General features: G+C 41.7%; 30 protein-coding genes, 1 other RNA gene and 2 pseudogenes. 10 read left to right on the plus strand and 23 right to left on the minus strand.

The annotated features are described in order from the left end of the window. Positions 1-39: 39 nt before the first annotated feature. Positions 40-537 (plus strand): annotated as a pseudogene (locus tag LG003_RS03230) (winged helix-turn-helix domain-containing protein); the annotation flags it as partial. Between the two features lie 333 nt (positions 538-870). Here LG003_RS03230 and LG003_RS03235 read toward each other — a convergent pair. Beyond that, positions 871-1,170 (minus strand): annotated as a pseudogene (locus tag LG003_RS03235) (IS3 family transposase); the annotation flags it as partial. 570 nt (positions 1,171-1,740) lie between these two features. Between LG003_RS03235 and LG003_RS03240 the strand changes: the two are divergent. Then, positions 1,741-1,929, plus strand: a complete 189-nt coding sequence (locus LG003_RS03240) for a hypothetical protein (protein ID WP_112876381.1) — start codon at positions 1,741-1,743, stop codon at positions 1,927-1,929. Positions 1,930-1,960: 31 nt separating this feature from the next. Here LG003_RS03240 and LG003_RS03245 read toward each other — a convergent pair whose 3' ends face one another. Then, positions 1,961-2,548, minus strand: a complete 588-nt coding sequence (locus LG003_RS03245) for an ankyrin repeat domain-containing protein (protein ID WP_112876382.1) — start codon at positions 2,546-2,548, stop codon at positions 1,961-1,963. A 15-nt stretch (positions 2,549-2,563) separates the two neighbouring features. Continuing rightward, a complete protein-coding gene (locus LG003_RS03250) occupies positions 2,564-3,580 on the minus strand; it encodes a phospholipase (protein ID WP_262980147.1) in 1,017 nt (338 codons plus the stop codon). A 647-nt stretch (positions 3,581-4,227) separates the two neighbouring features. Here LG003_RS03250 and ung point away from each other — a divergent pair. After that, entirely contained in the window at positions 4,228-4,908 is a 681-nt protein-coding gene (gene ung / locus LG003_RS03255) for a uracil-DNA glycosylase (protein ID WP_036777820.1), read from the plus strand. Positions 4,909-4,976: 68 nt separating this feature from the next. Here the strand turns inward: ung and grpE are convergent, their stop codons facing one another. Further along, on the minus strand, positions 4,977-5,558 hold the full coding sequence (grpE, locus tag LG003_RS03260; RefSeq protein ID WP_011147556.1) for a nucleotide exchange factor GrpE: 582 nt from the start codon (positions 5,556-5,558) through the stop codon (positions 4,977-4,979). 124 nt (positions 5,559-5,682) lie between these two features. Between grpE and nadK the strand changes: the two genes are divergently transcribed. The 3 genes from nadK to bamE all read left to right on the plus strand — a co-directional run bounded on the left by nadK (position 5,683) and on the right by bamE (position 8,897). Further along, complete coding sequence (gene nadK / locus LG003_RS03265) at positions 5,683-6,561, plus strand: NAD(+) kinase (protein WP_262980148.1); 879 nt, start codon at positions 5,683-5,685, stop codon at positions 6,559-6,561. Between the two features lie 88 nt (positions 6,562-6,649). After that, positions 6,650-8,311 (plus strand): DNA repair protein RecN, encoded by a 1,662-nt coding sequence (recN, locus tag LG003_RS03270; RefSeq protein ID WP_112876385.1) that lies wholly within the window; start codon positions 6,650-6,652, stop codon positions 8,309-8,311. Between the two features lie 238 nt (positions 8,312-8,549). Next, on the plus strand, positions 8,550-8,897 hold the full coding sequence (gene bamE, locus LG003_RS03275; RefSeq protein WP_011147559.1) for an outer membrane protein assembly factor BamE: 348 nt from the start codon (positions 8,550-8,552) through the stop codon (positions 8,895-8,897). 59 nt (positions 8,898-8,956) lie between these two features. On the opposite strand, the gene LG003_RS03280 is transcribed toward bamE, so the two are convergent. Then, positions 8,957-9,250, minus strand: a complete 294-nt coding sequence (locus tag LG003_RS03280; RefSeq protein WP_112876386.1) for an RnfH family protein — start codon at positions 9,248-9,250, stop codon at positions 8,957-8,959. Further along, a complete protein-coding gene (locus LG003_RS03285; RefSeq protein ID WP_112876387.1) occupies positions 9,243-9,677 on the minus strand; it encodes a type II toxin-antitoxin system RatA family toxin in 435 nt (144 codons plus the stop codon). The genes LG003_RS03280 and LG003_RS03285 overlap by 8 nt, the downstream gene beginning before the upstream one ends. Before the next feature lie 156 nt (positions 9,678-9,833). Between LG003_RS03285 and smpB the strand changes: the two genes are divergently transcribed. The 4 genes from smpB to LG003_RS03305 all read left to right on the plus strand — a co-directional run bounded on the left by smpB (position 9,834) and on the right by LG003_RS03305 (position 11,853). Further along, the gene (gene smpB / locus LG003_RS03290) at positions 9,834-10,316 is read left to right on the plus strand and encodes an SsrA-binding protein SmpB (RefSeq protein WP_112876388.1); all 483 of its coding nucleotides are present in this window, start codon (positions 9,834-9,836) and stop codon (positions 10,314-10,316) included. Between the two features lie 50 nt (positions 10,317-10,366). Continuing rightward, positions 10,367-10,730, plus strand: a transfer-messenger RNA (tmRNA) gene (ssrA, locus tag LG003_RS03295). A 510-nt stretch (positions 10,731-11,240) separates the two neighbouring features. Next, positions 11,241-11,426 (plus strand): helix-turn-helix transcriptional regulator, encoded by a 186-nt coding sequence (locus tag LG003_RS03300; protein ID WP_049582210.1) that lies wholly within the window; start codon positions 11,241-11,243, stop codon positions 11,424-11,426. Between the two features lie 142 nt (positions 11,427-11,568). Further along, positions 11,569-11,853: a SymE family type I addiction module toxin gene (locus LG003_RS03305; RefSeq protein WP_112876389.1), complete on the plus strand. Its 285-nt coding sequence runs from the start codon at positions 11,569-11,571 to the stop codon at positions 11,851-11,853. Between the two features lie 147 nt (positions 11,854-12,000). On the opposite strand, the gene LG003_RS03310 is transcribed toward LG003_RS03305, so the two are convergent. From LG003_RS03310 to LG003_RS03390, 17 genes are all read right to left on the minus strand, one after another. Continuing rightward, positions 12,001-12,447 (minus strand): tail fiber assembly protein, encoded by a 447-nt coding sequence (locus LG003_RS03310; protein ID WP_112876390.1) that lies wholly within the window; start codon positions 12,445-12,447, stop codon positions 12,001-12,003. Beyond that, a complete protein-coding gene (locus LG003_RS03315) occupies positions 12,448-13,791 on the minus strand; it encodes a phage tail protein (RefSeq protein WP_240000687.1) in 1,344 nt (447 codons plus the stop codon). Continuing rightward, positions 13,778-14,383 (minus strand): DUF2612 domain-containing protein, encoded by a 606-nt coding sequence (locus LG003_RS03320; protein WP_112876391.1) that lies wholly within the window; start codon positions 14,381-14,383, stop codon positions 13,778-13,780. The genes LG003_RS03315 and LG003_RS03320 overlap by 14 nt, the downstream gene beginning before the upstream one ends. Then, a complete protein-coding gene (locus tag LG003_RS03325; RefSeq protein WP_112876392.1) occupies positions 14,384-15,625 on the minus strand; it encodes a baseplate J/gp47 family protein in 1,242 nt (413 codons plus the stop codon). It abuts the gene before it with no gap. Beyond that, entirely contained in the window at positions 15,625-15,981 is a 357-nt protein-coding gene (locus LG003_RS03330; RefSeq protein ID WP_112876393.1) for a hypothetical protein, read from the minus strand. The genes LG003_RS03325 and LG003_RS03330 overlap by 1 nt, the downstream gene beginning before the upstream one ends. Before the next feature lie 77 nt (positions 15,982-16,058). After that, positions 16,059-16,700, minus strand: a complete 642-nt coding sequence (locus LG003_RS03335; RefSeq protein ID WP_112876394.1) for a hypothetical protein — start codon at positions 16,698-16,700, stop codon at positions 16,059-16,061. A 184-nt stretch (positions 16,701-16,884) separates the two neighbouring features. Then, complete coding sequence (locus LG003_RS03340) at positions 16,885-17,340, minus strand: hypothetical protein (RefSeq protein ID WP_112879592.1); 456 nt, start codon at positions 17,338-17,340, stop codon at positions 16,885-16,887. Between the two features lie 4 nt (positions 17,341-17,344). Beyond that, positions 17,345-18,037, minus strand: a complete 693-nt coding sequence (locus LG003_RS03345; RefSeq protein ID WP_192881065.1) for a Gp138 family membrane-puncturing spike protein — start codon at positions 18,035-18,037, stop codon at positions 17,345-17,347. After that, positions 18,009-18,893, minus strand: coding sequence for a baseplate hub protein (locus LG003_RS03350; RefSeq protein WP_112879591.1), 885 nt, complete (start codon positions 18,891-18,893; stop codon positions 18,009-18,011). The genes LG003_RS03345 and LG003_RS03350 overlap by 29 nt, the downstream gene beginning before the upstream one ends. Then, entirely contained in the window at positions 18,890-19,195 is a 306-nt protein-coding gene (locus LG003_RS03355; protein WP_049582220.1) for a phage baseplate plug family protein, read from the minus strand. The genes LG003_RS03350 and LG003_RS03355 overlap by 4 nt, the downstream gene beginning before the upstream one ends. Further along, entirely contained in the window at positions 19,192-20,013 is an 822-nt protein-coding gene (locus LG003_RS03360) for a phage baseplate protein (protein WP_112879590.1), read from the minus strand. Before LG003_RS03360 ends, LG003_RS03355 begins: the two co-directional genes overlap by 4 nt. Further along, on the minus strand, positions 20,013-21,446 hold the full coding sequence (locus LG003_RS03365; RefSeq protein ID WP_370446084.1) for a lytic transglycosylase domain-containing protein: 1,434 nt from the start codon (positions 21,444-21,446) through the stop codon (positions 20,013-20,015). The genes LG003_RS03360 and LG003_RS03365 overlap by 1 nt, the downstream gene beginning before the upstream one ends. Positions 21,447-21,479: 33 nt before the next feature. Then, positions 21,480-22,148, minus strand: coding sequence for a hypothetical protein (locus LG003_RS23330; protein WP_370446083.1), 669 nt, complete (start codon positions 22,146-22,148; stop codon positions 21,480-21,482). A gap of 208 nt (positions 22,149-22,356) precedes the next feature. Beyond that, positions 22,357-22,764 carry a hypothetical protein gene (locus tag LG003_RS03375; RefSeq protein WP_262980149.1) on the minus strand — a complete coding sequence of 136 codons (408 nt, stop codon included), beginning with the start codon at positions 22,762-22,764 and terminating at the stop codon, positions 22,357-22,359. Then, positions 22,764-23,201 carry a phage tail fiber protein gene (locus tag LG003_RS03380; RefSeq protein WP_036770760.1) on the minus strand — a complete coding sequence of 146 codons (438 nt, stop codon included), beginning with the start codon at positions 23,199-23,201 and terminating at the stop codon, positions 22,764-22,766. The genes LG003_RS03375 and LG003_RS03380 overlap by 1 nt, the downstream gene beginning before the upstream one ends. Further along, positions 23,201-24,688: a DUF3383 domain-containing protein gene (locus tag LG003_RS03385; RefSeq protein WP_262980150.1), complete on the minus strand. Its 1,488-nt coding sequence runs from the start codon at positions 24,686-24,688 to the stop codon at positions 23,201-23,203. The genes LG003_RS03380 and LG003_RS03385 overlap by 1 nt, the downstream gene beginning before the upstream one ends. Beyond that, positions 24,669-25,211, minus strand: a complete 543-nt coding sequence (locus LG003_RS03390; RefSeq protein ID WP_390894095.1) for a phage neck terminator protein — start codon at positions 25,209-25,211, stop codon at positions 24,669-24,671. The genes LG003_RS03385 and LG003_RS03390 overlap by 20 nt, the downstream gene beginning before the upstream one ends. Positions 25,212-25,226 lie beyond the last annotated feature (15 nt).

Here is a 25,226-nt window from a genome sequence, read left to right on the forward strand (position 1 = left end):
TGCTTGATTTTCCCCAAACTAAGGCTCATGGTATCCGTCATGAAAATATTCATTACCGGTGAACAGAAAGCCGAACTCGAACACCTTCATCACACCTGCCGTGATAAGAGGGAATGTGATCGCATCAAAGCGGTTCTGCTGGCTTCTGAGGGCTGGAGTTCTGTCATGATCGCTCAGGCCCTGCGTCTGCATGAAACAACGGTTAATCGTCATATCAGCGATGACCTTAATCACCGCAAACTGAAGCCCGAAAATGGCGGCTCTCAGAGCCACCTCAGCGAAACACAGACGCGGGAACTTATCGCTTGTCTGACCGCAAATCTTCTGCCTACCACACAGGCGGTTATCCGCCTTGTCGAAGAACGGTGGGATATCAGTTACACCGTTCCCGGCATCAATAAATGGCTGCACCACAATGGGTTCAGTGATAAAAAACCGACCAGCGTGCCACACAAGTTCAACGCGGAACAGCAACGGGCCTTTATGGAAACCTACGGGAAACTGAAACAGGAAGCCGGAGACCATGAGCCTTTTATGACACTCTCTTCACACGTCAAATCAAGCTGTATCGCCTTTACCTGATTACCATATTTTTTTGTTAACTCTTCAGCTCTGCTATCTCCTTGCCACCAAGTAAACGTAACATTATATTGTTGCACAATGAGATCGTCGATAATACTCATTCCCACTTCTGAAGTGCCAGCCAGTACTAATGCAGAACGTTTTTTTCTGACAGCATTATTTTCAAAGTACTCTCTTCATTTTTCATTATTGTTTCCTTTACACTATCGAAACTGACTATTAAAATATACTAATGCAATTTTTAAACTGCACCAATTCATATATACAGTGATAAAGAAATTTGGTATTTCATGTAGAATAACCCCATAAAAAACATATAAATTTATCAATTAAAATCCAACAAATGAAACCAAATGTAATATGTTGAAAATAGTCTTTTTCATAATCAGAAAGAGACATTTTATTACTAGAGCCGTGTCTGCACTTACTGCTATAGAACATCTCGATGTAATCAAAAATATCGCTTCTGGCTTCTTCCAGAATCGAGTAAACTTTTCGCTTAATACAATCCCGTCTCAGCAACAGGAAAAAATTTTCAGTTACCACACTATCATGGTAGTTACCACGCTCACTCATACTGCTTTCCAGTTTTAGAATTTCTTTCAGGTTATTGTTAAATTTCAGATCAGACTTGTCCATAATGAATTCCTTAAATCTTAGCGAGTTTATTCTAGCAATCACGCAAGTTTTTGATCATCTATAATAAATGATCAGTCTTAAAGCGACCATAAATTCTGCTTCACAGCTAACAGTTATTTAGAGAAAAATTACTTTCAAAAAAACCATGTTACCGCCAATTTATATGAGTGAATGCAATATAAATATAACACTTATCCCAAGTTCATTTTTCTACCTTTAAATTAAAGTTAAATAAATATGAACTATTTTTTTGAGATAAAGATCAAAGATAATTTAAATAAGTGAATATTATTTAATGTTAATTACGAGTTCTATTATTTGTTTTTCACAAAAACATGCTACATCAGTAAATTAATTTGATTTTTTCCCTATTAGTTATAAATAAAGAAACATTTTCTCGAAAAAATAAATAATTTAACATTCTACGCCAAACAACTTACGAGAACCTCTAAATACTTCCCTTGATCTCGAAATTGAATAAAATATAAACAATGCCGTTCCTGACAAGGTAACCTCATCATGATGATTCGCTCTTCTCAGCAAAAATATCCTAGTGCAGGTAATTTACCTAAGCGCTATGCTTACTTATTGGAAACATTAAGCATGTTTGAATTACCAGCGAAGCTTCCTGACAGAAAATATCCGAGAGTAGTGAGGCGTAAACCGCAAAAATACCCGGTAAAAATAGAGGCCAATCAGCTTAACTGACTGGCATTAGGCCAAATAGCCCGTTTTTATCTTACTTTAAATAATATCGGCTGACTTGCTGCGCTTTCAGCCAATTATTGACTTTATCATATTCAGCCTGCATCTCACGGCTACGTACTTTCAGTGGTGTGAGATTGAAATAGATCTGGAACGTTGACTGCTGCTTATTCTGTAATGTGGGATCAGCGCCTGACTTCAACAATATCAACGCCAGTTCCGGTGAGTTAATTTTAGCTGCAATATGTAACGAAGTATCCCCAACCCGATTAGCCAAGTTGGGGTTAGCTCCTGCTATCAGCAGTAATTTAACCTGAACCTTTCTCCCTACCTGAACCGCAGCATGTAAAGGTGTTGCTAAAGTGACAGGATGAATAATATTCACATCAGGCGAGAATGATAATAAAGATTTAAGATAATCAGGATTGTTGATTTTTGCAGCCGTATGTAAAGCACTTTCTTGTTGCAACCCAGGTTGAGTAGGATCAGCTCCATCCCTCAGCAAATTATTAACATCATCCATTCGCTGATTGAATATCGCCCATTGTAACGGAGTTATATTTTCTTCACTCCGCTGACAATCTAGTTCCGATTCAGGCTCAATTACTTCATTAATTTTCATCACACTTCTCTTTAATTATGCGGAAATGCTCAGATCCGGTTCATTAAGCATGACTAGAGATTCTTCTTGCTGTTCATCATTTAAAGATGACCAAGGTTTGTATATCGTTAATAATTCCAGCACCTTTTCAAGAGAATGTGCTTTTAATCCACGTATCAGATTATTAGGAAAACCTTTGCCTGATTCTTCCGAATCATCATTATATTTCAGTAAGATTTTATGTCCTATTGGCTGAGATACCGGCAGTTTTTGTTGTAATGCATCAAGTAAATCATGCTCCACAACATAATGGCGTACCAATCCATTTTCAGCGATAGCCCTACCCTCTTGAGGTGAAAAACCCAAATTTTTCATCATATTGTCAGAAACACCAGCTGAATTAAATATTACCGCAGGCTTTCCAATTGATAATGCGGCTGTCGCGGCTAATCCACCTCCCAAAGAGTGCCCAGTAAATAACAAGTTTTCCCCAAATGCTATTCTGGCAGTACGAGCTAAATCAATTGCTTGATGATATTGAGCTTCATCAAATCCAAAACCTTGTCGTAAATTAGTTAATATATCCTTCAAATCATTAGTGCCCACAAAAGCCACTATGTAGAGATCGTCATTCCGATAAATACCTGCCTGAAAGCCTGTTGTTTCATCCCTTAAATTTGCCGGCTCTATTCCTGCCTTTAATAATTCACCATCAGAAAGACGAACATAATCACCTATTCCCATCGTGGTGCGTATGTAAACATCATCAGAAATTAAGGTCAACATATAATCAATCTCATGAGATTGCTTACCACTAATTTGCTCAGACTTAATTCCTGTGATTGACTTTAAATTAACGTTAATACTCTGTTCATTAATTAATGATTGATAGACTCTATTATTTTGTTTAGTTATTTCCGAGAGGGAAAAAACTTCAGTGGTCGTTTTTTCAATATTCTGGTCTGGAACAGAAGGCGGTGTAACAAGTTGAAGATTATTTAAAACGGGAAAACTTGAATCGACTGATAGATTCATTTCAATTGATAAACTCATAAAATTCCCCTAAGGATAGCTGAAAATAATCGACGATTTAATCAGTACAACTAATCTATCGGCAGGGAACGCCATTAAGTTAAATCAATGTTTAAATTTTGTTAATAAAATTAACCACCTGTGATTCTTCTCTCTGATAACAGAGAAATTTCTACCTATTATTTGTCAATAAATAGCCAGAAAAGAGTCAAAGTGAACTGACTACTTACAACAAATACTGTTTTGGCTTCATACAATATTCAAACGATCCAGCTTATCCTTAACCACAATCTGGCCCTTCACAGTGTTAAATACCTTTAATCATTTCTATCTCTACGTTCGCACAATAAACCAAATTATCAATGACTTATCTTGGTTATTTGGTCAAAACAATATGCCTCATTCCTATATACCCACACAAATGAGGATACTCATTGATTCAAAACAGTTAATTTCATATAGTTACTATAAAACATACTGCTACCTTACGTTTTAAATAAGTTTCTATAGCTAACCTCAAAGCAATTTTTTGGATAAACTTTCAAAAATACTTTACAACATTGAAATAGTTATCAAGAATTTAGTTTTAGTATGCATCAAAGGTTTTCCTCTAATTTTGTAATCGGTAAGCCAACATCCATTTGGTAATTATATAAAAAGGATTTACTATGTCCGCACCCCTCACATGGCACGACGTAATCGGTAACGAGAAAAAACAGCCCTATTTTCTCGACACGCTGGCCTATGTCGCAAAAGAACGTCAGGCAGGTAAAACTATTTATCCGCCACAACAGGATGTATTTAATGCATTCCGCTACACCGAATTGGCTGATATTAAGGTGGTGATACTTGGGCAAGACCCTTACCACGGCCCCAATCAGGCACATGGCCTCTCTTTTTCTGTACAACCGGGTATTCCTGCGCCACCTTCTCTGGTTAATATGTACAAAGAGCTGGCATCCGATATACCTGACTTCCAGCATCCAAATCACGGTTGCCTAGTCAGTTGGGCTAAACAAGGGGTGTTACTACTCAATACCGTACTCACCGTAGAACGTGGTAATGCACACTCCCACGCGAATCTGGGGTGGGAAACTTTCACTGATAAAGTCATTGCCGCTATCAATGAGCACCGTTCAGGCGTCGTTTTTCTGCTTTGGGGCTCCCACGCTCAGAAAAAGGGCTACTTTATTGATGCTAATAAACACCATGTTCTCAAAGCACCTCATCCATCTCCACTATCTGCTCACAGAGGGTTCTTTGGCTGCAAACACTTTTCAAAAGCCAATGCATTGCTAGAAAAACAAGGCATCGCGCCAATTAACTGGACACCTGAGTTGCCACAATAAAAAAATGCCGCCCCTGTTGGAGCGGCATTGATACTTATTACTGAACTAAAATTACTACTGAGCTAAAATTACTTTGATACAGCTACCATTGCCGGGCGTAACAAACGGCCATTTAAGGTATACCCTTTCTGCATGACCATCATGACATGATTTGGTTCATGCTGATCGGATTCCATCATGGTCATAGCCTGATGAATTTCAGGATTAAAAGGAACATTTGTGTCGCCAACAACTTCAATACCAAATTTACCCACAGCCCCAAGGAAAGACTTCAACGTCAGCTCGATGCCTTCAACCATAGGTGCTATTTCGGTATTAGTACGATCTGCCACCTCCAAAGCGCGCTCAAGATTATCAATCACTGGCAACAGTTCATTGGCAAATCTTTCTAACGCAAACTTATGGGCTTTTTCCACATCTTGCTCAGTACGACGACGGATATTTTCAACTTCAGCCTTAGCACGCAAAATGGCATCACGTTCACGTTGTTGCGCCTGCTTGAGCTGTTCTTCCAGCTCTGCGACACGCGGATCAACAACGCTTTCTGTCTCTGATGCTTCTGCTTTATCCGCACTATTTTGCTGTTCAGATACAACTTCCATATCTTCCGAGACTTGCTCGTCAGGCATTTTTTGTTCTTTACTACTCATGAATATCTCCGCGTATTTGGCATTAATCTCGCTACTTAGCCTATTATGGGGATCTAAACTGGGGATTCAAGGGAACCCGCCGTATTGTGAGGATAAAACCTCTTGCTAGAAGGCAATTACAACGATGAATAAAAAATTCAAATGCATAGGTATTGTTGGTCATCCTCGCCACCCAGAAGCACTTGCTACTCATGAGATGCTTTATCATTGGTTAAAATCCAAAGGTTATTCTGTCATTATTGATCGTCAGATTGCCAAAGACATTGGTTTAAAAGATGCACAAACTGGCGGTCTGACTGAAATTGGCAAACAAGCTGATTTAGCTGTCGTTGTTGGTGGTGACGGCAATATGTTGGGCGCTGCCCGGGTCCTTTCCCGTTATAACATTAAAGTCATTGGTATTAACAGAGGCAATCTAGGTTTTCTGACCGACTTAGATCCTGATAATGCTTTGCAACAACTTTCTGAAGTATTGGATGGCGAATATCGGAACGAACACCGTTTCCTACTAGAAGCTCAAGTCAGAAGAAACGGCCAGAAACCTCGTATCAGTACCGCTATCAACGAAGTCGTACTCCATCCGGGGAAAGTGGCACATATGATTGAATTCGAAGTCTATATTGATGAACGTTTTGCCTTTTCCCAACGTTCTGACGGACTAATTATCGCAACGCCAACTGGTTCCACAGCTTACTCGCTTTCCGCAGGTGGGCCAATTCTGACACCAAATCTGGATGCTATCGTCCTGGTACCGATGTTCCCACATACATTGTCTTCTCGGCCATTGGTTATCAGCAGTGAAAGCAGCATCAGGCTGAAATTTTCCCAAAATAGCAACGATTATGAAGTCAGTTGCGATAGCCAAATAGTTCTACCTATACAGGATGGAGAGGATGTAATTATTAGCCGCAGCAAACAGAAGCTCAATCTCATTCATCCTCAAGACTATAATTACTTCAACACATTAAGTACAAAACTAAGCTGGTCTAAAAAAATGTTCTAAAAAATTAGGTTTCACTACTTTACTGTATAAAAAACCAGTTTATACTGTATGAAGATACAGAGGTGTTTTTATACACAGGAGAAGTGTGATGCTCACCCAGTTAACCATTAGCAATTTTGCCATTGTTCGTGAGCTTGAAATTGACTTCCAGCCAGGCATGACAGCCATCACAGGTGAAACCGGCGCGGGTAAATCCATCGCAATTGATGCATTAGGTTTATGTCTGGGTAATCGTGGTGAGGCCAATATGGTGCGTAGCGGGGCTTCTCGTGCTGATATTTGTGCCCGGTTTTCTCTTTCTGATACGCCTTCTGCTCGCCAATGGCTAGAAGCACACCAACTTGATGACAGTAATGAATGCTTACTACGCCGTACAATAACGTCAGATGGTCGTTCCAGAGGCTTTATCAATGGCACTGCCGTACCGATTTCCCAATTACGCGAATTGGGTACCCACCTTATTCAAATTCACGGTCAGCATGCCCATCAATTACTATTAAATAACGGCCACCAAAAACGCCTGCTTGACACTTACGCTAATCAATTCAATCTGCAAAATGAAATGAAACAGGCATATCATCAATGGCACCAAAGTTGTCAGGATCTGGCTCGATTCCAACAACAGGCGCTTGAACGTCAATCTCGTCAACAGTTACTGGAGTATCACTTAAAAGAACTTAATGAGCTGGCACCACAATCAGGTGAATATCAAGAACAAGATAATGAATATAAACGGCTAGCAAACCGTGGTCAGCTACTGTCTGTCAGCCAAACCGCACTCCAGTTACTTAGTGATAACGATGAACAAAATATTACCAGTCTGCTGAACTACGCCAAACACGAACTGGCAGAACTCATCACTATGGATAATAAATTCAGTCAATTACTCACTATGTTGGAAGAAGCATCCATTCAAATTAATGAAGTCAGCGATGAACTCCGCCACTACGGTGATCAACTGGATATGGACCCAAATCGTCTTTTTGAGCTGGAACAAAAAATTTCACAACAAATTAGAGTGGCCCGCAAACACCACGTTGTACCAGAAGAACTTCCTTCACTACATCAACAATTATTAGAAGAACAGCAATTACTGGCGCAGCAAGAAGATGACTGCACCCACCTTAGCGAGCAGGTTAATAAACACCATAAGCAGGCATTGGAAGTTGCAGAAAAATTGCATCTGGTTCGCCAACAATATGCTAAAGAACTAAGTGAACTCATTACTCACAGTATGCATCAACTCGCCATGCCTCATGGTCGCTTTACCATTGATGTCTCTTTTGCACCTGAACATCTGAATGCTGATGGTTCAGATAAAGTTGAATTTAACGTCACCACTAACCCCGGTCAGCCACACCAATCTCTCGCAAAAGTTGCTTCAGGTGGTGAACTTTCCCGTATTGCGCTGGCAATTCAGGTTATAACGGCTAAGAAAATGGAAACGTCCGCCTTGATTTTCGATGAAGTAGATGTTGGTATCAGTGGCCCAACAGCTGCAATTGTCGGCCGTCTGTTACGTCAATTAGGCGAATCTACACAGGTTATGTGCGTCACCCACCTGCCTCAAGTAGCCGGTTGTGGTCACCAACACTTTTATGTCAGTAAACAGACTGATGGTGAAGAAACTGAAACTCAAATGCAATTGCTGGATAAAAAATCCAGATTACAAGAGCTAGCGCGGCTTCTCGCAGGCAGTGAAGTGACAAAAAATACCCTGGCAAACGCTAAAGAGCTGCTTGCCGCGTAATCTGATACAACTTTTGCGTATATTTAGGGTCATAGCTAAAGCTTGTATACCCTCTGGATTTCAAGATGCATCGCGACGGCAAGAGAACGAATCCCCGGGAGTATAGGTAACTATGTGACCGGGGTGAGTGAGCGCAGCCAACAAAGAGGCAACTTGAAAGATAACGGGTATAAAGGTTTTCAATCTCGTCAAGGTCTATTATTATCAACCTCCTGACTCCTAAAGGAATGTAATTACCATGCGCTGTAAAATGTTGACTGCCGCTGCTGTATCATTTGTCATGCTGACTGCGGGTTGCTCTACGTTGGAACGGGCTGTTTATCGCCCTGACATTAATCAGGGGAACTACCTAACACCGACTAGTGTATCAAAAATCCACAAGGGAATGACCCAGCAACAGGTAGCTTACACATTAGGAACACCGATGTTACAAGACCCGTTTGGAACTCAAACGTGGTTTTATGTATTTCGTCAGCAACCTGGGCACGAAAAAGTGACTCAGCAAACTCTGACCCTGACATTTGACAGTAATGGTGTACTGACTGATATTAAAAACGAAAATTCACTTACCGAAGATCTTCAATAACCAAAGAGATATAAATAGACAGTCAGTCAAAAAAATAGATGACTGACTGTCTATGGTAATTATTGAGCATTATTTTTAGCCCGCTCAGCACGCTTACGACGCATTTCTTTTGGATCAGCCAATAATGGGCGGTAAATTTCCACCCTATCACCCTCTTCCAAAATATCCGTCAACTTGACAGGACGGCTATAAACCCCAACTTTATTCTTTTGCAAATCAATATCATTACGCAAAGTCAGCAAACCTGATGCAACTATTGCCTGCTCAACAGTTGCGCCTTGAGTCAATTTCACCGTACGCAGATATTGGCGATCAGGCAATGCATAAACAACTTCGATATTGATATCAGACACGATAAACCTCACGTGCACGCAGAGTAAAAGCCTGCACCATACTTCCAGCCAGCTCCTTAAAAATCTTACCGAAAGCCAATTCAATCAGCTTATTAGTGAATTCAAAATCAAGGTGTAACTCAACTTTACAGGCATCTTCACTCAATGGTATGAACTGCCAGCCTCCCATCAACTTACGAAAAGGCCCGTCGACCAATTGCATATTAATGCTTTGGTTATCGGCCAGAATATTCCGGGTAACAAAAGTCTTACTTATACCCGCTTTCGAAACATCGACTGATGCAGTCATTTCGTTACTGCTAACACTCAGCACCCGACTGCCGACACACCCCGGCAAAAAATCCGGGTAAGAACCGATATCATTGACCAATTTATACATTTGTTCCACGCTGTACGGTACTAACGCAGAGCGACTAATCTGTGGCATATAATTTCCTGTAAGGCTTAATTGTAGCAAATAATATCACCTATACGTGATCAAAGAAAAAACTGTCAGCGTATAATGCAATAAACACGCATTAATCAGCAAATATGCGCGGGAAAAGATTTCTTTCACCAAACCATTCAGTATAATGCATACACTATGACAAAGAAAAAAGCACACAAACCCGGTTCGGCAACCATTGCCATGAATAGACGAGCTCGTCACGAATACTTCATTGAAGAAGAATTTGAAGCGGGTCTCTCGTTACAAGGATGGGAAGTCAAATCACTGCGCGCTGGTAAAGCCAACATCAGCGACAGTTACGTTTTGCTCAAAGATGGCGACGCTTATCTTTTTGGTGCCACCATCACCCCGTTAAATGTAGCTTCTTCCCATGTCGTTTGTGATCCAATGCGTTCACGCAAACTCTTACTTAATCAGCGCGAACTTGACTCATTATATGGTCGAGTTAATCGTGAAGGTTATACTGTTGTTGCCTTATCTCTCTATTGGAAAAACGCCTGGAGTAAAGTCAAAATTGGCGTAGCAAAAGGTAAAAAGGCACACGACAAACGTTCGGACATTAAAGAACGTGAATGGAAATTAGACAAAGCGCGTATTATGAAGAATGCAGGGCGATAAATTCTGGCATTATGGTTTAGTATTCTGATATACTTGCGTTTAAGACACTTGGGGCTGATTCTGGATTCGACGGGATTCGCGAAACCCAAGGTGCATGCCGAGGGGCGGTTGGCCTCGTAAAAAGCCGCAAAAAAATAGTCGCAAACGACGAAAAATACGCACTAGCAGCTTAATAACCTGCGCAGAGCCCTTTCTCCCTAGCCTCCGCTCTTAGGACGGGGATCAAGAGAGGTCAAACCCAAAAGAGATCGCGTGGATGCCTTGCCTGGGGTTGAAGCGTTAAATTTAATCAGGCTAGTTTGTTAGTGGCGTGTCTATCCGCAGTTGGCAAGCGAATGTAAAGATTAGACTAAGCATGTAGTACCAAGGATGTAGGAATTTCGGACGCGGGTTCAACTCCCGCCAGCTCCACCAAATTAGTAGGGACAGTGATAGGACAACAGCTTTAAAAACAGTGAGTTAGCAAAGTTGATTGGACACTGACCGGACGATGAAGGGACACAAAAGAATACGCAAAGGAGCCGCGGAGCTTTTGGAAAAACCAACCATAATTAGGTTGGTTTTTTTATGCCCGTAGCACAGCAACCAACTCCTCACAGTCAGGTGTTAATACTATGCTCATTAAAAGGGCCAACACCTCTATCATAATGCGTAGTGCAAAATAAAATGCCTCATCAGATCTCTGCTTCATATGGCATTATTTATAAATCCAGCACCTGATACCACCAGCTTCTGATGCACACATGTAACTCAACTTCATATACAATCGCCTTAGTAATCGGTATTTCTGGTGTGGCATATCCTATGTTCATGGAGTTCGGTTTGTGCCACTTAAACGGTCATTTTATTTACCAATGTCACCCTATCGGCGAAATGGCTATACTATGATGTGCCGATAAACAGTTTATATTTGTGGGAGTAATTTTGAAACGTATACCGCCAGAATTGTTTAAGTCTGAGATGAAACGAAAAGGCTGGACGCGCCGCGAACTGGCTATACGGTGGGGCAAATCAGAAACATGGATCAGCAAAATAGTGAATAATATAGAACGGGATCAACACTGGAATGATGCCCTCAATGGACTGCCTGAAAACGAAAAATCTAGGTAAACTATAGGTCATATTTTTATTGCAGAAAAGTGACCTATCGTTCATAATCCAACATTGAGAGACTATTTTCACTGACGCAGAGCTACCGGGCTGCCACCCGATAACCCTGCTTACCACAACTAACTATATAAGGTAGTTAATTATGGCTAAACGCGATAATAAAACAATTCAGCGAATTTCCCAAGCTGAACGTTTTGGCAAGGTAGCTAAAAACGGTATTTCTTTAAAAGGAAAATGGTTACAGGAGGCGGGATTTACCTTCGGAATGCCACTAAAAATCCGGGTGATGCCGGACTGTATTGTTATTACCGCCCAGAACACCCAGGAACTCTGGCAATGCCTGGAAGGACTGAGTATTGAGCCATTTAACCCCAATGCTGCTATTGACTGGATTAAGTATTATCCTGGTGGGTTGATGATTATCTAATAGACTAAAGCATAAATGGACTACACCTTTAAATGTTGGATGGTTATCCAACATTTTGAGGACGATTCAATCAGAGTAGTGCAGAAAAACCACATTTGATTAGACTTATCTAGCTATTGGGGGTCGGTTCAATTGGCCCTGATTCCATTATTCTAAGGGTTTTTCGGGCCAGTTAATATCTGAGGCTGAATTAACATCAACGCGGTTCAATAATACTCTATATTTTTTTAACTCTGCTAACAGCGATTTTTCCTCATCACTCGACATCCCCAAATCTACAGCATCTTGTAACGGAGCGATCTGTTTACTTACCGTGAGCATAAGTTGCTGTTTCTTATGTTCTGCTTGCTGCTGCTGTTCCCGTCTGAGCTTTATTTTATCACTTTCTGATATTATCCACTTTTCACTATCCCATTTGTGGTAAACAGATGGCGCTTGTTTTGTAAGAATTGGATAACCGTCTTTATCACTGACGATAGCAAAACCGCGCGATTGACCGTCAAGTAATTCATTATGTTTTTCTGCTGTTATTTCAACACACTCTTCATGAGCTTCATTATAAAAAACACATTCTTTTCTGGAAAAATAGACCATTTATACCCCCCAAAATAATATATGTACAACTTTGCCTGGATTCTCATCATTGTTGGGAGTGCCTGCTTGATATTCAAATGTCGATAGTGTTGCATTACGTACTAATGTGTGACCAGTTGATGTATTGATACTCGACATGCTTGCAATATAGCCAAAAAGCTTATTTTTAAAAGAAATTGGATAATTTACCTTTATCCATGATTGTTGAGCTGATGGGACTTTAACCCATTGAATAATTATCCCCGTATCTCCACATTGCCACCAGCCATTTTCGGATTTTATAGCTGTATTTTGTAATGCAAGAGTACCACTTTTCTCAGGCGTTAATATATTGTAACGCCGCTGATTTTTGGGATCGTCAGAATAGATATGCAACAATTTCCCTTCAGAACCGTTAATTCCCAATACATACCCATCTTTCGATTTGAAACGCAATTTAGGAAAAGGAGTTTTACTGTCAATCAGTAAACTGCCAACAGTTGCGGTTTTATTGCTAGAAATACGCAAGAAAGTATTATCGCTCTCAGATTTAGCATAACTTCCCACATCTTCAGCATTCAAACTAATATCCCCAGCCAACGGCTTCCCGTTAATTTTCCGACTACTCGGCACGGCACTTTTCGCCAATTCTACCGTTTCCGATAAACCGATATTTTTTACAAATTCAGTTTTATTGAAGATGTCAGCGCCATTTTGATTTTTAGCGAGTTTACTATTTGCATTATCATTTACATCGGAAGCAAGTTTCTGAGTTGCTGCAAGTATATTACTGTTGCCTGTTTTGTCAGTAAGCTGAATAATTCCTTTTTGGGCTAATGTGGCATCGGGAATAAAATCTTGAGTTGCAAGCTCTCCCAGTCCTAAATTATTACGCGCTGTCGCTTTGTTATTAATATCAGATAAGTTATTGGCTTTCTGTAGAAATAACCCGTTAGGATCTGCTAACAGATTTTTCCAACCGGAAGCTAATGTACTATCCGGATCTGTATTGTTATCTTCTACCCCATTCCACCAAATTTTACTTCCATCATAACTGGCAACAATAGCCCCTTTAGGATAACCATCAGTGGCAGCGCTAAAATCAGCATCATACGAATACAGGCCACCAGACATTGAATAACGTATTGCGGCAGTAATATCATTCAATATCCCGTTCATATCCTTGCCAGATGGGGGAATTCCACCAGCAGATATTGCTGTCATCGTTAACGGAGGAAAACCGCTCTGATATGTAGCTATACCTTTCGCCAAACTGTTTTCAGTAGACTTTGTTGCAATTTCGTTATAGTTTCCATCTTTTGCGAACGGAACAGTAATAAGAGTAGGTTTTTCAGTTAATTTCATTTTTCGGTATTCTTTCAACAATAGAGACGCTGACACCGGCTGGATATGGTAGTATTCCTGATGTTTGAACAATTGCTAATTCTGCTGTTGATAGCTGAAATTCAAATACATAACTCATCTTCATATTTCCATCATCAGTGATATATGCACGTCCGCTATCGCTAAACATATAAACAAGCATTCTGTTGATGTTTGGTATAGTGCAATCAGATATATTTGACATGGCTTTCATCATAATCAGCTTTCGATACATCTGATCTGATAGTTCAATAGTTTTTGTTTTTGATTCCCCGGCGTAAAATGGCGCTTGGCCAAATGGGTCTGGATCTGTTGTTGTCGAAATACTCAGAAAAGCTTCACCAAATCCCAGATATTTTGCATTTTCATTAACAGTCAACCATCTGCTAACATTCACTATTTTTCCCCACACATCCAGCCCATACGTGTTTGCTGTGTCAATATTCCAAATCAGGTCGTAAAATGTATTAATAAATTCAGCAGAGGAAACAGCGGCATTGAAACTTCGAATAAGTGAGTTGAGTTTTGGGCTAGCAGCATACTGAGCAAGAATAGTTGTTTCCACATTTTCCATTTATGAACCTACTAATTTTACGGATATATTATCAGTGTCAAGCGTTGGGATTTCATCAATACCAAAACTAATTGATGTTGAATAAGCAGTACCGTCACGGCTAAGTGTAATGCTGTAAATATCAACACTTGATGTATCTATGTTATAAACGCCTGAATAATATCTACCAGCAAATAATGTAGATGCTATTCTTGCTCGCGTTCCACCATCTTCACCGTTAAATGCTTGCGCTATAGCTGATTTAACTTGCGTTTCAATATCAGCAGGAAGGTAATCGCTATCAGCAAGTGAGACGTCAACATAAACACGAATGGGCGTCGGTATCACATATTTAATTTCATATTCAGGGTAAGGCTGAACATAGTTTTCATCATCCACAATGGTGTGAGTTGTATTCCCGTTCGTAGGAATACCTGGAGGCTTTTTCTTCCAGATTGCTCTAGCGACATCCTCAGTCTTTCCCCCATACACAGCAATATAAAGAGAGTTCGGCGCTATTTTGTATTTTGATACCCCGACTGTTTTTACTACCGAAGTATCATTTGAAATAACGTATGAGTCTGCTACCCCATTTACTTCTAATATTGCCGCATAAATGGCATGTAATGAGTTTGTCGCATTTTTAGCAACAGATTGTTTACGACGATACTCAAAATTAGCACGAGTTTCCTCATCTGTGCCAGGTACGCCAGCACTCGCATTACTGATACCAGACCAGCCAGGTACTGAGCTATAAATCGTGTTCAAATCATCAATTTGGCATGCTAACGGCCCTGTTGTTGAGTTTTGGAAAACAACATCAACAGAGCCGCTGTCAGGGATCTTAGCCTCTGTTATTGAATGATAAAGATACCCTTTTTTATCTTGAGCAATACTACCAATTGAAATAACTGTATTAACTAACCCGGTACATGTTGCTGTTACCGTTGTTCCCGATGCTGGAATTCGGTCTAAAAAATAAATCCGCCCAATGGCATCTTGGAAACGTCCAGTTGCATAATCCGGGTTAATCTGATTGACGATAGCAAGTAACTGATCGTTCTTGTCAGCAATGATAGCCGTATCACTCATTGCCATTTGACCCTGCGGTGTTGTCAAACTGGTACTCATTGCACCGCCCATTGCGGTAGCCAAATCATTTAGCCGCCCATTTAAAATATCAACTTCGTCGGGTACAGTTAAACCAGTCTTTGTAAATGTTACGCTAGGAACACTTGTTGTCAGTACTACAGAGTTAGTCATCAGAAATTTACCACCGCTGATTGATTATTCGTGTCCGTTATTGTCATCGTGCCCACAATAGTTCTTTCGTCCCCGCTTATAGCTTTACAAATGGCAGACTGAACATAAGGTAACTTCATTGCTTCTTGTTGCATTTTGCTGTTAATTAATTGAATTCCGGGCCAATGACCAAGAATGCGCTGATAATAAGGAAGACCTAATGTTGTGTCGTACCAACACTCTCCCAGATATGTACTACAGGCACAAGCGACATCCTGAGCCACAGCATAAGGGTTATCAGTAATAGAGATATTTCCAGAATCATCTAACGTTAAATCCCATGATTTGATATCAAGAAGAAATGAGCGAGTTTGCATTTTCGATCCTTATAGAAATAAAAAAACCGCAATTAAGCGGCATAGATAAAACAAAACCCGCGAGGGGCGGGCTTAATTTATTCGTTTGGTATTGGTAGCTCGTTTTTAGAAATTATTGCTAGTCTATTTTGATAGTGTTCTGGATCTCCCCATAACCACATTTCTTGTCGACTAACATCATCTTGTGTCAAGATTTTACGCAACTCACATGTGATCATGTCATAAGCATAAACATGCATATTGTATGCTAGCGCGTCGTACATTCTATCCTGCCAGAATGCCATACCATCAGTAGTCTGATTCATATCAGACACAATCACATTGTACTGATCAATCAAGTAATCAAAGAACACCTTACCAGCTAAATCACGTAAAGCTGCTCGATGCTGAGGCGTCCTGATACGCCAAACGAGAATTTGAGTTACAGGGCGGCAATTTAATACAACATCAGGCTGTATAACCACCCGATTATAATAAGCAACCTCTTTAGATACATCATTAAGCAAAGCAAGTTCGAAATGAGACTGACTAATCCGATCACTAAGGCGGCCATCAACACGAACCATACGATAACCAGGTGCAAGTGCCAATCCGTTTATCTGATCGGTAATGTCGATACCCTTAGACAGAGCAATATAAAGGGTGTGATTATTTGAGTTCTCGTTCAAATGAGCGAAAACCTCATTAATCTTTTCAGGATTTACCAATCTTTTTGGCATATACCCCCCCTCGATAGATGATTATCAGTTATCAAATTGATATATATAGCTGAGGCTATATTAGCGTCATTGAACCCCTAGTTCAACTGGTTTCACAACCAAAGTTGTGATTTTATTGTTCTGTGATGTATCAAAATGTTTCATGTTTACCATCCCTAGCTTGGGGTTTAAAAATCAACAGATTCTATATTTTTCCCGCCGCTTTTAACGTGTTGTAGCTAGGAAGATAACGCTTTGGATTAACGACACATAGCTGCTGAAAAACGGATGAAGCCTCTTCTCCCTGAGACAACATTGCTTCATCACGGTTCTCATAGTAATACCGGATAACATTCATTACTTGTTTCTCGTTTAGCATCAATTTTATTCCTTGATTTACAGCATTTTCCTTTTGAGCTTTATATACCGGGCTTTCAGTCGAGTAACTTCCTGTTCGTAACAGGACCTCTTCTGCGGGAGTAGAAGGATCTATATAGTTCAGTCCTGCACTCGCGGCATACTGCTGGAATATAGACTGGGACATACACATAGCGGAAATCTTTTCCTGCCGAGAAATGTCACTGTTTTCTGCCCCGGCGCTAAACACGCTGGCAAACAAAGCCCCCGCAACAATAATATTTAATGTTAGATTTCTACACATATTTTTATTCCGGCTTGTTGGTTTTTGAACCTCCAGATTCTACACCACCATGAACGTGCGATGAAAGTTTAATCCCATTTCCTGTAATTTCACCCTTCGCTGTTACGGTTCCACCGAATGTTGCATTTCCACCGTTACCGCCACCACCTTGAATAACCGCACCATTTAATATAATAGATGGTGAGTTTATTGTGATTGAATTTGATGAAGTAATTTCCGTTGTCGATGCGACTACGTTAATTTTATTCGGTGAGACAATATTTATCTGATTATCTACGAATTCAACATATTGTTGTGGTTCTGCGTTTAAAACTCCACCCAGATAAATTGCGTCTGAATAATTGTGTGTTCTTTTTGAACCTGGCAATGCCGGTGCTTTTGTTGCTCTGACGCTACTGATATCACGATCACAGATAGCAATTAGACCAATATCACCAATCACTGGATTCATAATGACAGCACTGTTACCACGCTGGAGGCGAAATATTGGAACATTATAGATTATTCCATTCTCGATTTTTCTCCCGGTTCCCGTCATATTATGCACCATCGGCTTGACATCTACGGTTTTCCCATTCGATTTAATGATAAGACCCAAAGTGATAAAAACATGCTGACTGAGAAATTGCCTCATAACAAAATCAAGGGTATTCGCCTCACTACAAAAATCAGCTGGCTTTGTTGTCAATTTTGGCATTGTTGTCACCCTCCTCTTTTACGGGAGTACCGTTAAATGATGTGTGCCACTGACCACCATCAAGCCAGGATGTGAGATAGTGCTCCGCCCCTGTTATCAGATAAGTGCCGCTAGCGTTCGGTAAAGAGGTTTCTATTTGTATCTTACGACCTAAAATAATTTCATTACTGAAAAGGGTAGTTGCTGTTATTCCCACGCCAGTAAATATGGGATAGCCAATCAACCCATATTTGGAAGACGTAAATAACAATTTTTCAACTTTCGGTTGACCATGCGGCCAAATAGTCACTTTATCAATCCCGAAGTCAGTATCTATATCTAACGCATTTGCGGCTTGCTGGATTTGATTAACAACATTTCCAGTAAAATTAGGATTTGAGATAACACCTTTGGCGCCATAATTTTCAACCGTTAGATCGGCTTTTTTAGCCATTGCAGTAATAATATCGACAATATCCACATCTCCCGATGCAGTGAACGGTTCAACTTCCTTTGCTCTTAGGCCAAACATCACACTGGCTGTTATCGTCAGGGGGGCATCAGGTAACTGATTAAAATCTGCATAAGCATCACTGATAAAACCCTCGAATATGGCATTACCATCCGCCCATACACGCATTAAGTTGAATTTTGCACTACCAATCCAGATCCCGCGATAGCTCAACGTTGCCATTTGACTGGTTGTTAACCCCCAGATTTGTAATGTTATTTGTGTCCCTGATATGCCGCCCCACGCCGCTATGTTGACATAAGCGCGTGCATTTTCGATAGTCAGTATATTGTTACCGCTATCATCAAATGTCTTGCCGTCAACTAGCTGAAATTCAACTTTGATATTGCGTTGCTTGTACGTCATGGAGTCACCTCTCTTGGGAAAAGGTAATATAATTTGTAGCGCTGCCCTAACCCTTCCCAAAGGGGATCGGATGAACCATCCAGATCAGCAAAAAACAACTCACCCTGGAATCGTAAATAACTGTAACGAACCATTTTATTGCAGTTGAGACACACAACTCCCTGCAATACAGGTTTATCATTTACAGTTAAGTCCATATATAAACCCGTGCTACGTTGATTGAGGCGTATCATGCATGACTGCTCATTCAATGTCACCGTGAACTCCTGAGCCTTGGCCGCCCTGAGCGCTATTTCAATCACGTCAATTTCCTCGATAATTCTTCTACTGCATCATTGAGGTGGTTAGTGGCACTCAATACAGAATCATTTAACGGACCGGTAATCGTTTCTGTCGCACGCTGGAAACCGGATGAAACTTTATCGGCAACTTGTGTTGCAGCACTAGAAACCGATTTTTTTAATCCAGTCAGGGCCTTTTTGACATCGGATAATGTAGCGTGTTTTGTTGCACCTGTTTTTTGTTCAGTGTTTTTGCTTGGACCTTTAGCCGTCTCATTCTTTGTTGTATTTGACTTATTAGCAACATTGCTGCTCATCGTCACTTCAGCAATGTCTTGTACGGCTTGGAAAACTGCGGTCACAATCAGCAATGTGACGCCGTTATCCTGCTTTATCCGATAATCGTACTTAATCAAATCGTAACTTGTGTAAGTGGTATCGGGTGTTTCGATATCGTAAATTTCGGCACTGGATACCATCTTATTCAGTGTCTCCAGGACATCAGAACGGGACGTTAACGTGAGATTTGTCAGATTAGGCATAGAACCAGAAAAGCCGGTCCATCCTTCAAATGAAAATGTCACATGAACTTCACCGGGCCGCTGCACTTTGTTGTACGATGTGTAGCCACCTTTCTCTATCGGTGCAGTGGTGATAGATGCCTCTCGTGTGACTTCTACTGCAATGAATGAGGTAGGCGTAAACGGCTTATCACCAACGTTCTGTCCGGATGCATAATAAATACCATACCCTGGGGATATCATACTGTTAACAGCAGACAGCAGATTGCCGCTACGGAACGCGCTAAGTACCGTTGTTTGATTGAGAGAAAATGCCATTATCCGGTTACCCCCGTTGAATAACTTGTTGCTAGCGTTGATCCACCTATTTTCTGTCGGGCATCGTCAACCACGCCTTTTACATTGTTAGCGTTAGAGCTAACTTGAATAGTTCCGATGTGGTAACTCTCAGAAACAGAGGAGGTTCGGTTGTTATTTACCGTATTCGAACAACGTTGTGCCGCCACATGAGCGCCAGGTTGCGGCATATTCGCCAAGACTTTTGGGATATAATCGCGGGTTTCTTTTGGTGCGGCACTCAGTCCTTTACGAAGAACATTTCCCTGTCCCCAGTTATAAGCCGCCAGCGCTTTACTCAAATCGCCATCAAACATTCTCATTAGCTGAGATAAATATTTTGCCGCAGCCTCCGAAGATTTCACCGGATCAAAGACGTCATCATCCTTTAACCCAAAATTTCTAGCTGTACCTGGCATAAATTGAAATAAGCCCCTGGCACCTGCTTTGGACACAGCATACTGATTACCTCCCGATTCCGTCATGGCAACACTACGTAATAAACCCCCCGGTAACCCGAACTGCTGCTCAAGTTGCGCTAATTTCGGTGATAGCCAACCCAGTAATTTCATGCCGGTAGTATTTGATGAAATGTCATCCTTTGACAATACATCTACCACAGCTTGAGGGATCAACAAATCAATTAACTTATTAATTGAATCGGTCAGCTTATCTAACGCGGTTTTTAACCAATTATTACTGTATTCCAGCCGCTGCTGTCGTTCATCCTCTGCCCGAATAATACGGTCGTTTTCGCTGCGTTTTTCTTCCTCTTTGACTTCTTTAACTACGGTCTTATCTGGCTTAGAGGCTTTGCCCTCCAGTTTTGCCTGATAAGCTTCATATTCTTTTTTACTAAAAAAAGGCGTCCAGTCGCTTGCCAGATAAACCCCATACGAATCCAGTGTATTTTTGGTCTCCTCTCCGACAATCGAAGTCGCGACTGACTCTACAGGATCATATAACGCATACCCGATAGCGCCGTATATTCCGGCTTTCCCTATAGCCCCTTTGCCTAGCAATCCGCCGCCACCTTTCCCCATTTTCAGCATAGATGAAGCCGCGCGATAAATTCCCCACAGCCATCCCGCAAACTTCAACCCAATCAGACCAATGATGACATTACTCCAACCACCTACCACATCCGCAGCCTGATTAGCGACTGAAATAATAAAGCTCATCTTATCGAGAAAACCGCTGACCGCTTTTTTAATCTCTTCCGGATGCTTATTCATCCAATCAGCTAAATCCTTTAGCCAGATATTGAATTGATTGATGTACGGCAAAAGGGCATTAAACAGAATGTAGCCTGTTTTCTCAAAACTCTGGCTTATCTCTGTCCACTGCTCACGGAAACGACGCGCAGCGGCAACAGATTTATCATCCACACCTGAATTGGCTGTAAATTTATCCACATCTTTGAGTGCGTGACCGGATGAGAACCATTGTTACGCGGCGTACCCGAACCCAAGCTCACCGCCATAGGCTTGCTGCTGATCTTTATTGAGCCTGGGAAAAACACCGGTCAGCTTGCGCATGATGGATTCGGTACTTTCTGAGGCAATATCAATATCCACACCCGCTTGTGACGCCGTTTTTAACAGCGTCTCAAGCGCCGGATCAAGCGCAACACCTGATTTTAACCGGGCTTTGGCATCATTAATGCGTGAAAATGCCCCGACAATCTCATTTGCGCTCACCCCGAATGCTTGACCCGCTTTTGTCCAGCCATCAAGCGCCTTAGCCGACATGCCGAATGCATCAGCAGCAGTACTTAACTGATTGAGATTGCCGGTAAAGCTGGCCACAAAACTTTTCAGTCCACCGAGTGAGACCGTAACACCCGCCAAAGCCAGGATTTGACCCTTTATGCTGGAAAAGAAAGAGGCGGCTTTCTTTCCTGCCGTCTCCATTTCTTTTGCCACTTTTTCAGTTTTCTTGCCGGTTTTGTCTAATGATTTACTGGTTTTCTTTTCGCCATCATTAAACGAGTCAACCAGTTTTTGCATCACCTGAGCCAAACCACCGATCCCGGCAATCACCGCAGCTTCACCTGCACTAAATTCAGCCGCGTCCAGTCCCAGCGTTATAACAAGTTCATCTATAATGTTTGCCATCAGTTTTTACCCTGCTGTAAAACGTAAGCATTGTGATTATCGACCTGAACAATCTCAATTAACTGCCAAAGATCCTCCACGCCATAAACTGTATCCAGCTCATGGAGTGTCGCTTTTCCTGACGAGATAACGGTCGCTATTGTGCCTGGGACATTTGTATAACTGACGATACCGAATGGCTTTGAGATATTGGAATAGCGTGGTGGGATTACGATTGGTCGGCGGTTTTGAAAAAATCCACGTGTAATTTAAGCACCTCTGTGCGCAATTTCAGCCGGGTAACAATTTCTTCAATGTCACTGTCGATCAGTTCACGCTTGATTTTTTTATCTGCCGGGTTCGGTACCATCTGTACACAGCCCATCAGTTCATCAAGTAGTGGCCTGGCTTCATCAGGAGCAATGCGAGAAATTGCTTTCAATCCAACCACCGCTAATGCAGCCATGCCTAAATCCCGAAAATTATCGGGGATATCCAACCCTTCTCTCCCCATTGCCATCAATGCACGAATAGCCCACCATTCAGCCTGTGAAGCGGGCATTTCCTGAATGTAAAAAAGCTTTCCTTTGTCGCGATTATCATCATTCATAGTGATGAAGGTTTCTTTACGTGCCATTAGCTATATGCCTCACCTGTTATTGATTCCCACTCAATGACGGCCTGTGCCGCTTGTAAAACCTTGCCCGCGTCCGGCATGGTTTTCCATTGCTTCAGAACGCCGTTCACCAATGTGTATTTACGCCCGATAGCCGGAAGAATAACCGTCGCATTACATCTGAACACAGCGACGCTAGTACGTGATGTCGTCGCCCAGGTATCAAAAATGGTGCGACTTTCCGAATCAGGCATAATATGGATCGTCTGATTGATATTGCCGTAGATAAAACCCGCTGACAGTTTACCGTCCGCCCCACGTACCGTTTCAGCCAAATCTAACGCCTCAGTTTCGAAAATGTTATCTGCCGCAAATCCCTGTAATTGCACACCAGACGGATATAAATTAGTGACTGTCAGGGTAATTACCGCATCAGCAGAAGTGATTGTGTCTGACATTATTGAACCTCCGTAGATGCCATTTCGAATTTCTGAATACTGCCACCGTCGCAATACCACAGTGTACAGCTTGGGCTGGTGCGATTTGCACGCATAGAGGCAGACATTTCCCCGACATACAAGTAATAACCCTTCGCGATTATTGACGTTGAAACATCAGTTCCCACGGCGTTAATAATTTCCAGCTTTTGTGCAGCCGATAATGTTACACCTGATCGGATACCGCCCCACAACTTAAACCGCTGGATAACATCACTCATTGAGGCTTCCACCAGCGCACGGCCAGCCGTGTTATAAGGGATAGTCTTGTTGGATTTGAACAAGGCAATAACCGCACCCTGCAAATTCGCATTCAGCCAGATTTGGCCACAGAAGGAATCTAACCACTTAAAATCACCGGTTATTGTGCCATCAGCCCAATAATTTTCGGTGATGTTATTGGCGGCATAATTGCCATAGAAATTATATCCATTAGCAATCAGTGCATCATAAACATCAGAATCGATCACATCCGGACTGAGGCCGTTCAATTCTCTGAATTTAAACGGAACACGCCCCTCCGTTCGCTCAAAATCCAGCACTGCCGCATAACCTAATACCGCTGCCGGTTTCATATTATCAGAGCAGAAAACAGGAACGACACTCCCGTAGCGATTAATACCAATAATTTTATGGGCGAGAGTTTCCTGGCTGCCTTTCACTTTTGCCGTGCCACTTGTTGTCCAGGCAACATAGAAATAGCGATATGCCTGACTACTAGCCCACGCGGATAATGCAAGATGCTGTTCATCTGTGCATTCAAATACCGTCGTAAAACCGGCCCATTGCTGAGACTGAGTTTTAATCACGGCAAATAGATCAGGAACCGCCGACACCGTAGCCCCCTGAGAAACCGTTGCCCCTAGTGCGCCAGTGAACTTAAGAGCCTCGGCCCCATCACCAGTACCATAGGTGATACTTGTATCTTCCGGTTTAATGCTGCCAGAGGCAACATTGATGATGAAAGCTTTACGGGTGGTATCGAACACAACCGTTACTGCCTTACCAATTGCTGTTTCAATGCTCTTTGCTGCATCCGCAAAGGATTTAACCCCATCAAGATTGATTGCGGCATTTATTGCTGCACCATTGATATTGAGTTTCAACGTACCGGACATTTTTTGCAGATCGGTAATGGCTACCCCATTAAAAGAACCTGAACGTAACCAGGCCGATACTGACGCTCGATTAAATCGCGAAAACAGTAATTGGCCGGGTGTCTTTGTACAGTTGTTGTACCCTGAAAAATAAATAGCCGCCATGCTATATTCTTCGGATGCACCACCGAAATATGCCGCCACATCTTCTTTAGTCGAGAATGACAACACCGCACCAACGGGTGCATATGCATTATCTGTCAGTAATAATCCGTTGAGATCAACAGCATTACCCGCTGCCGACAGCACCCCCGGATTAATTCTCACGTCTTTACTGATTGGAATTGCCATGAATAGACTCCACTGTTTTAGTGTTCAGCGTAACGCTGTTGAAAAATAGTTGTTCTGTTGTCACAACGGGGTTGATTTGAGCGGTAAATTCAAATGTCCAACGCGACTCATATTGCTGTTCACCATTAATCATCGTCGTCTGAATCGGATCGCTGGCATAAAGCGGTGCCATATCGATACCTGATCTCTTGAATAGCTCACTCGCATATTCAGTACGCACCGTCGTTGCAATAATGTGAGCATCCTCATGAGCGAACTGGCCGTAACAATCAATTTGACATGTCCAGCGTGTCGTCCGAGTGATTAGATTCTCCCCCATACCTGCCGCTGCTGGTGCGTTATAGATCACTACACTTGTTGATAAACCAGTGCTGTTCAATGGTGTCATAACAATAAAATCACTATCCGGCATCGGTGAGCGATTTATTTGAGACAAAATAACGCTACGCTTAGGTATTAAGGCCATTAAAAAACCGCGTAATGCGGTTGTTATATCGTCTTGTGTTACACTTATCGTTGCCACTATTACTCCCCACGC

Origin of the sequence: Photorhabdus kleinii (genome assembly GCF_025384885.1) — a bacterium.
GTDB lineage: Bacteria > Pseudomonadota > Gammaproteobacteria > Enterobacterales > Enterobacteriaceae > Photorhabdus > Photorhabdus kayaii.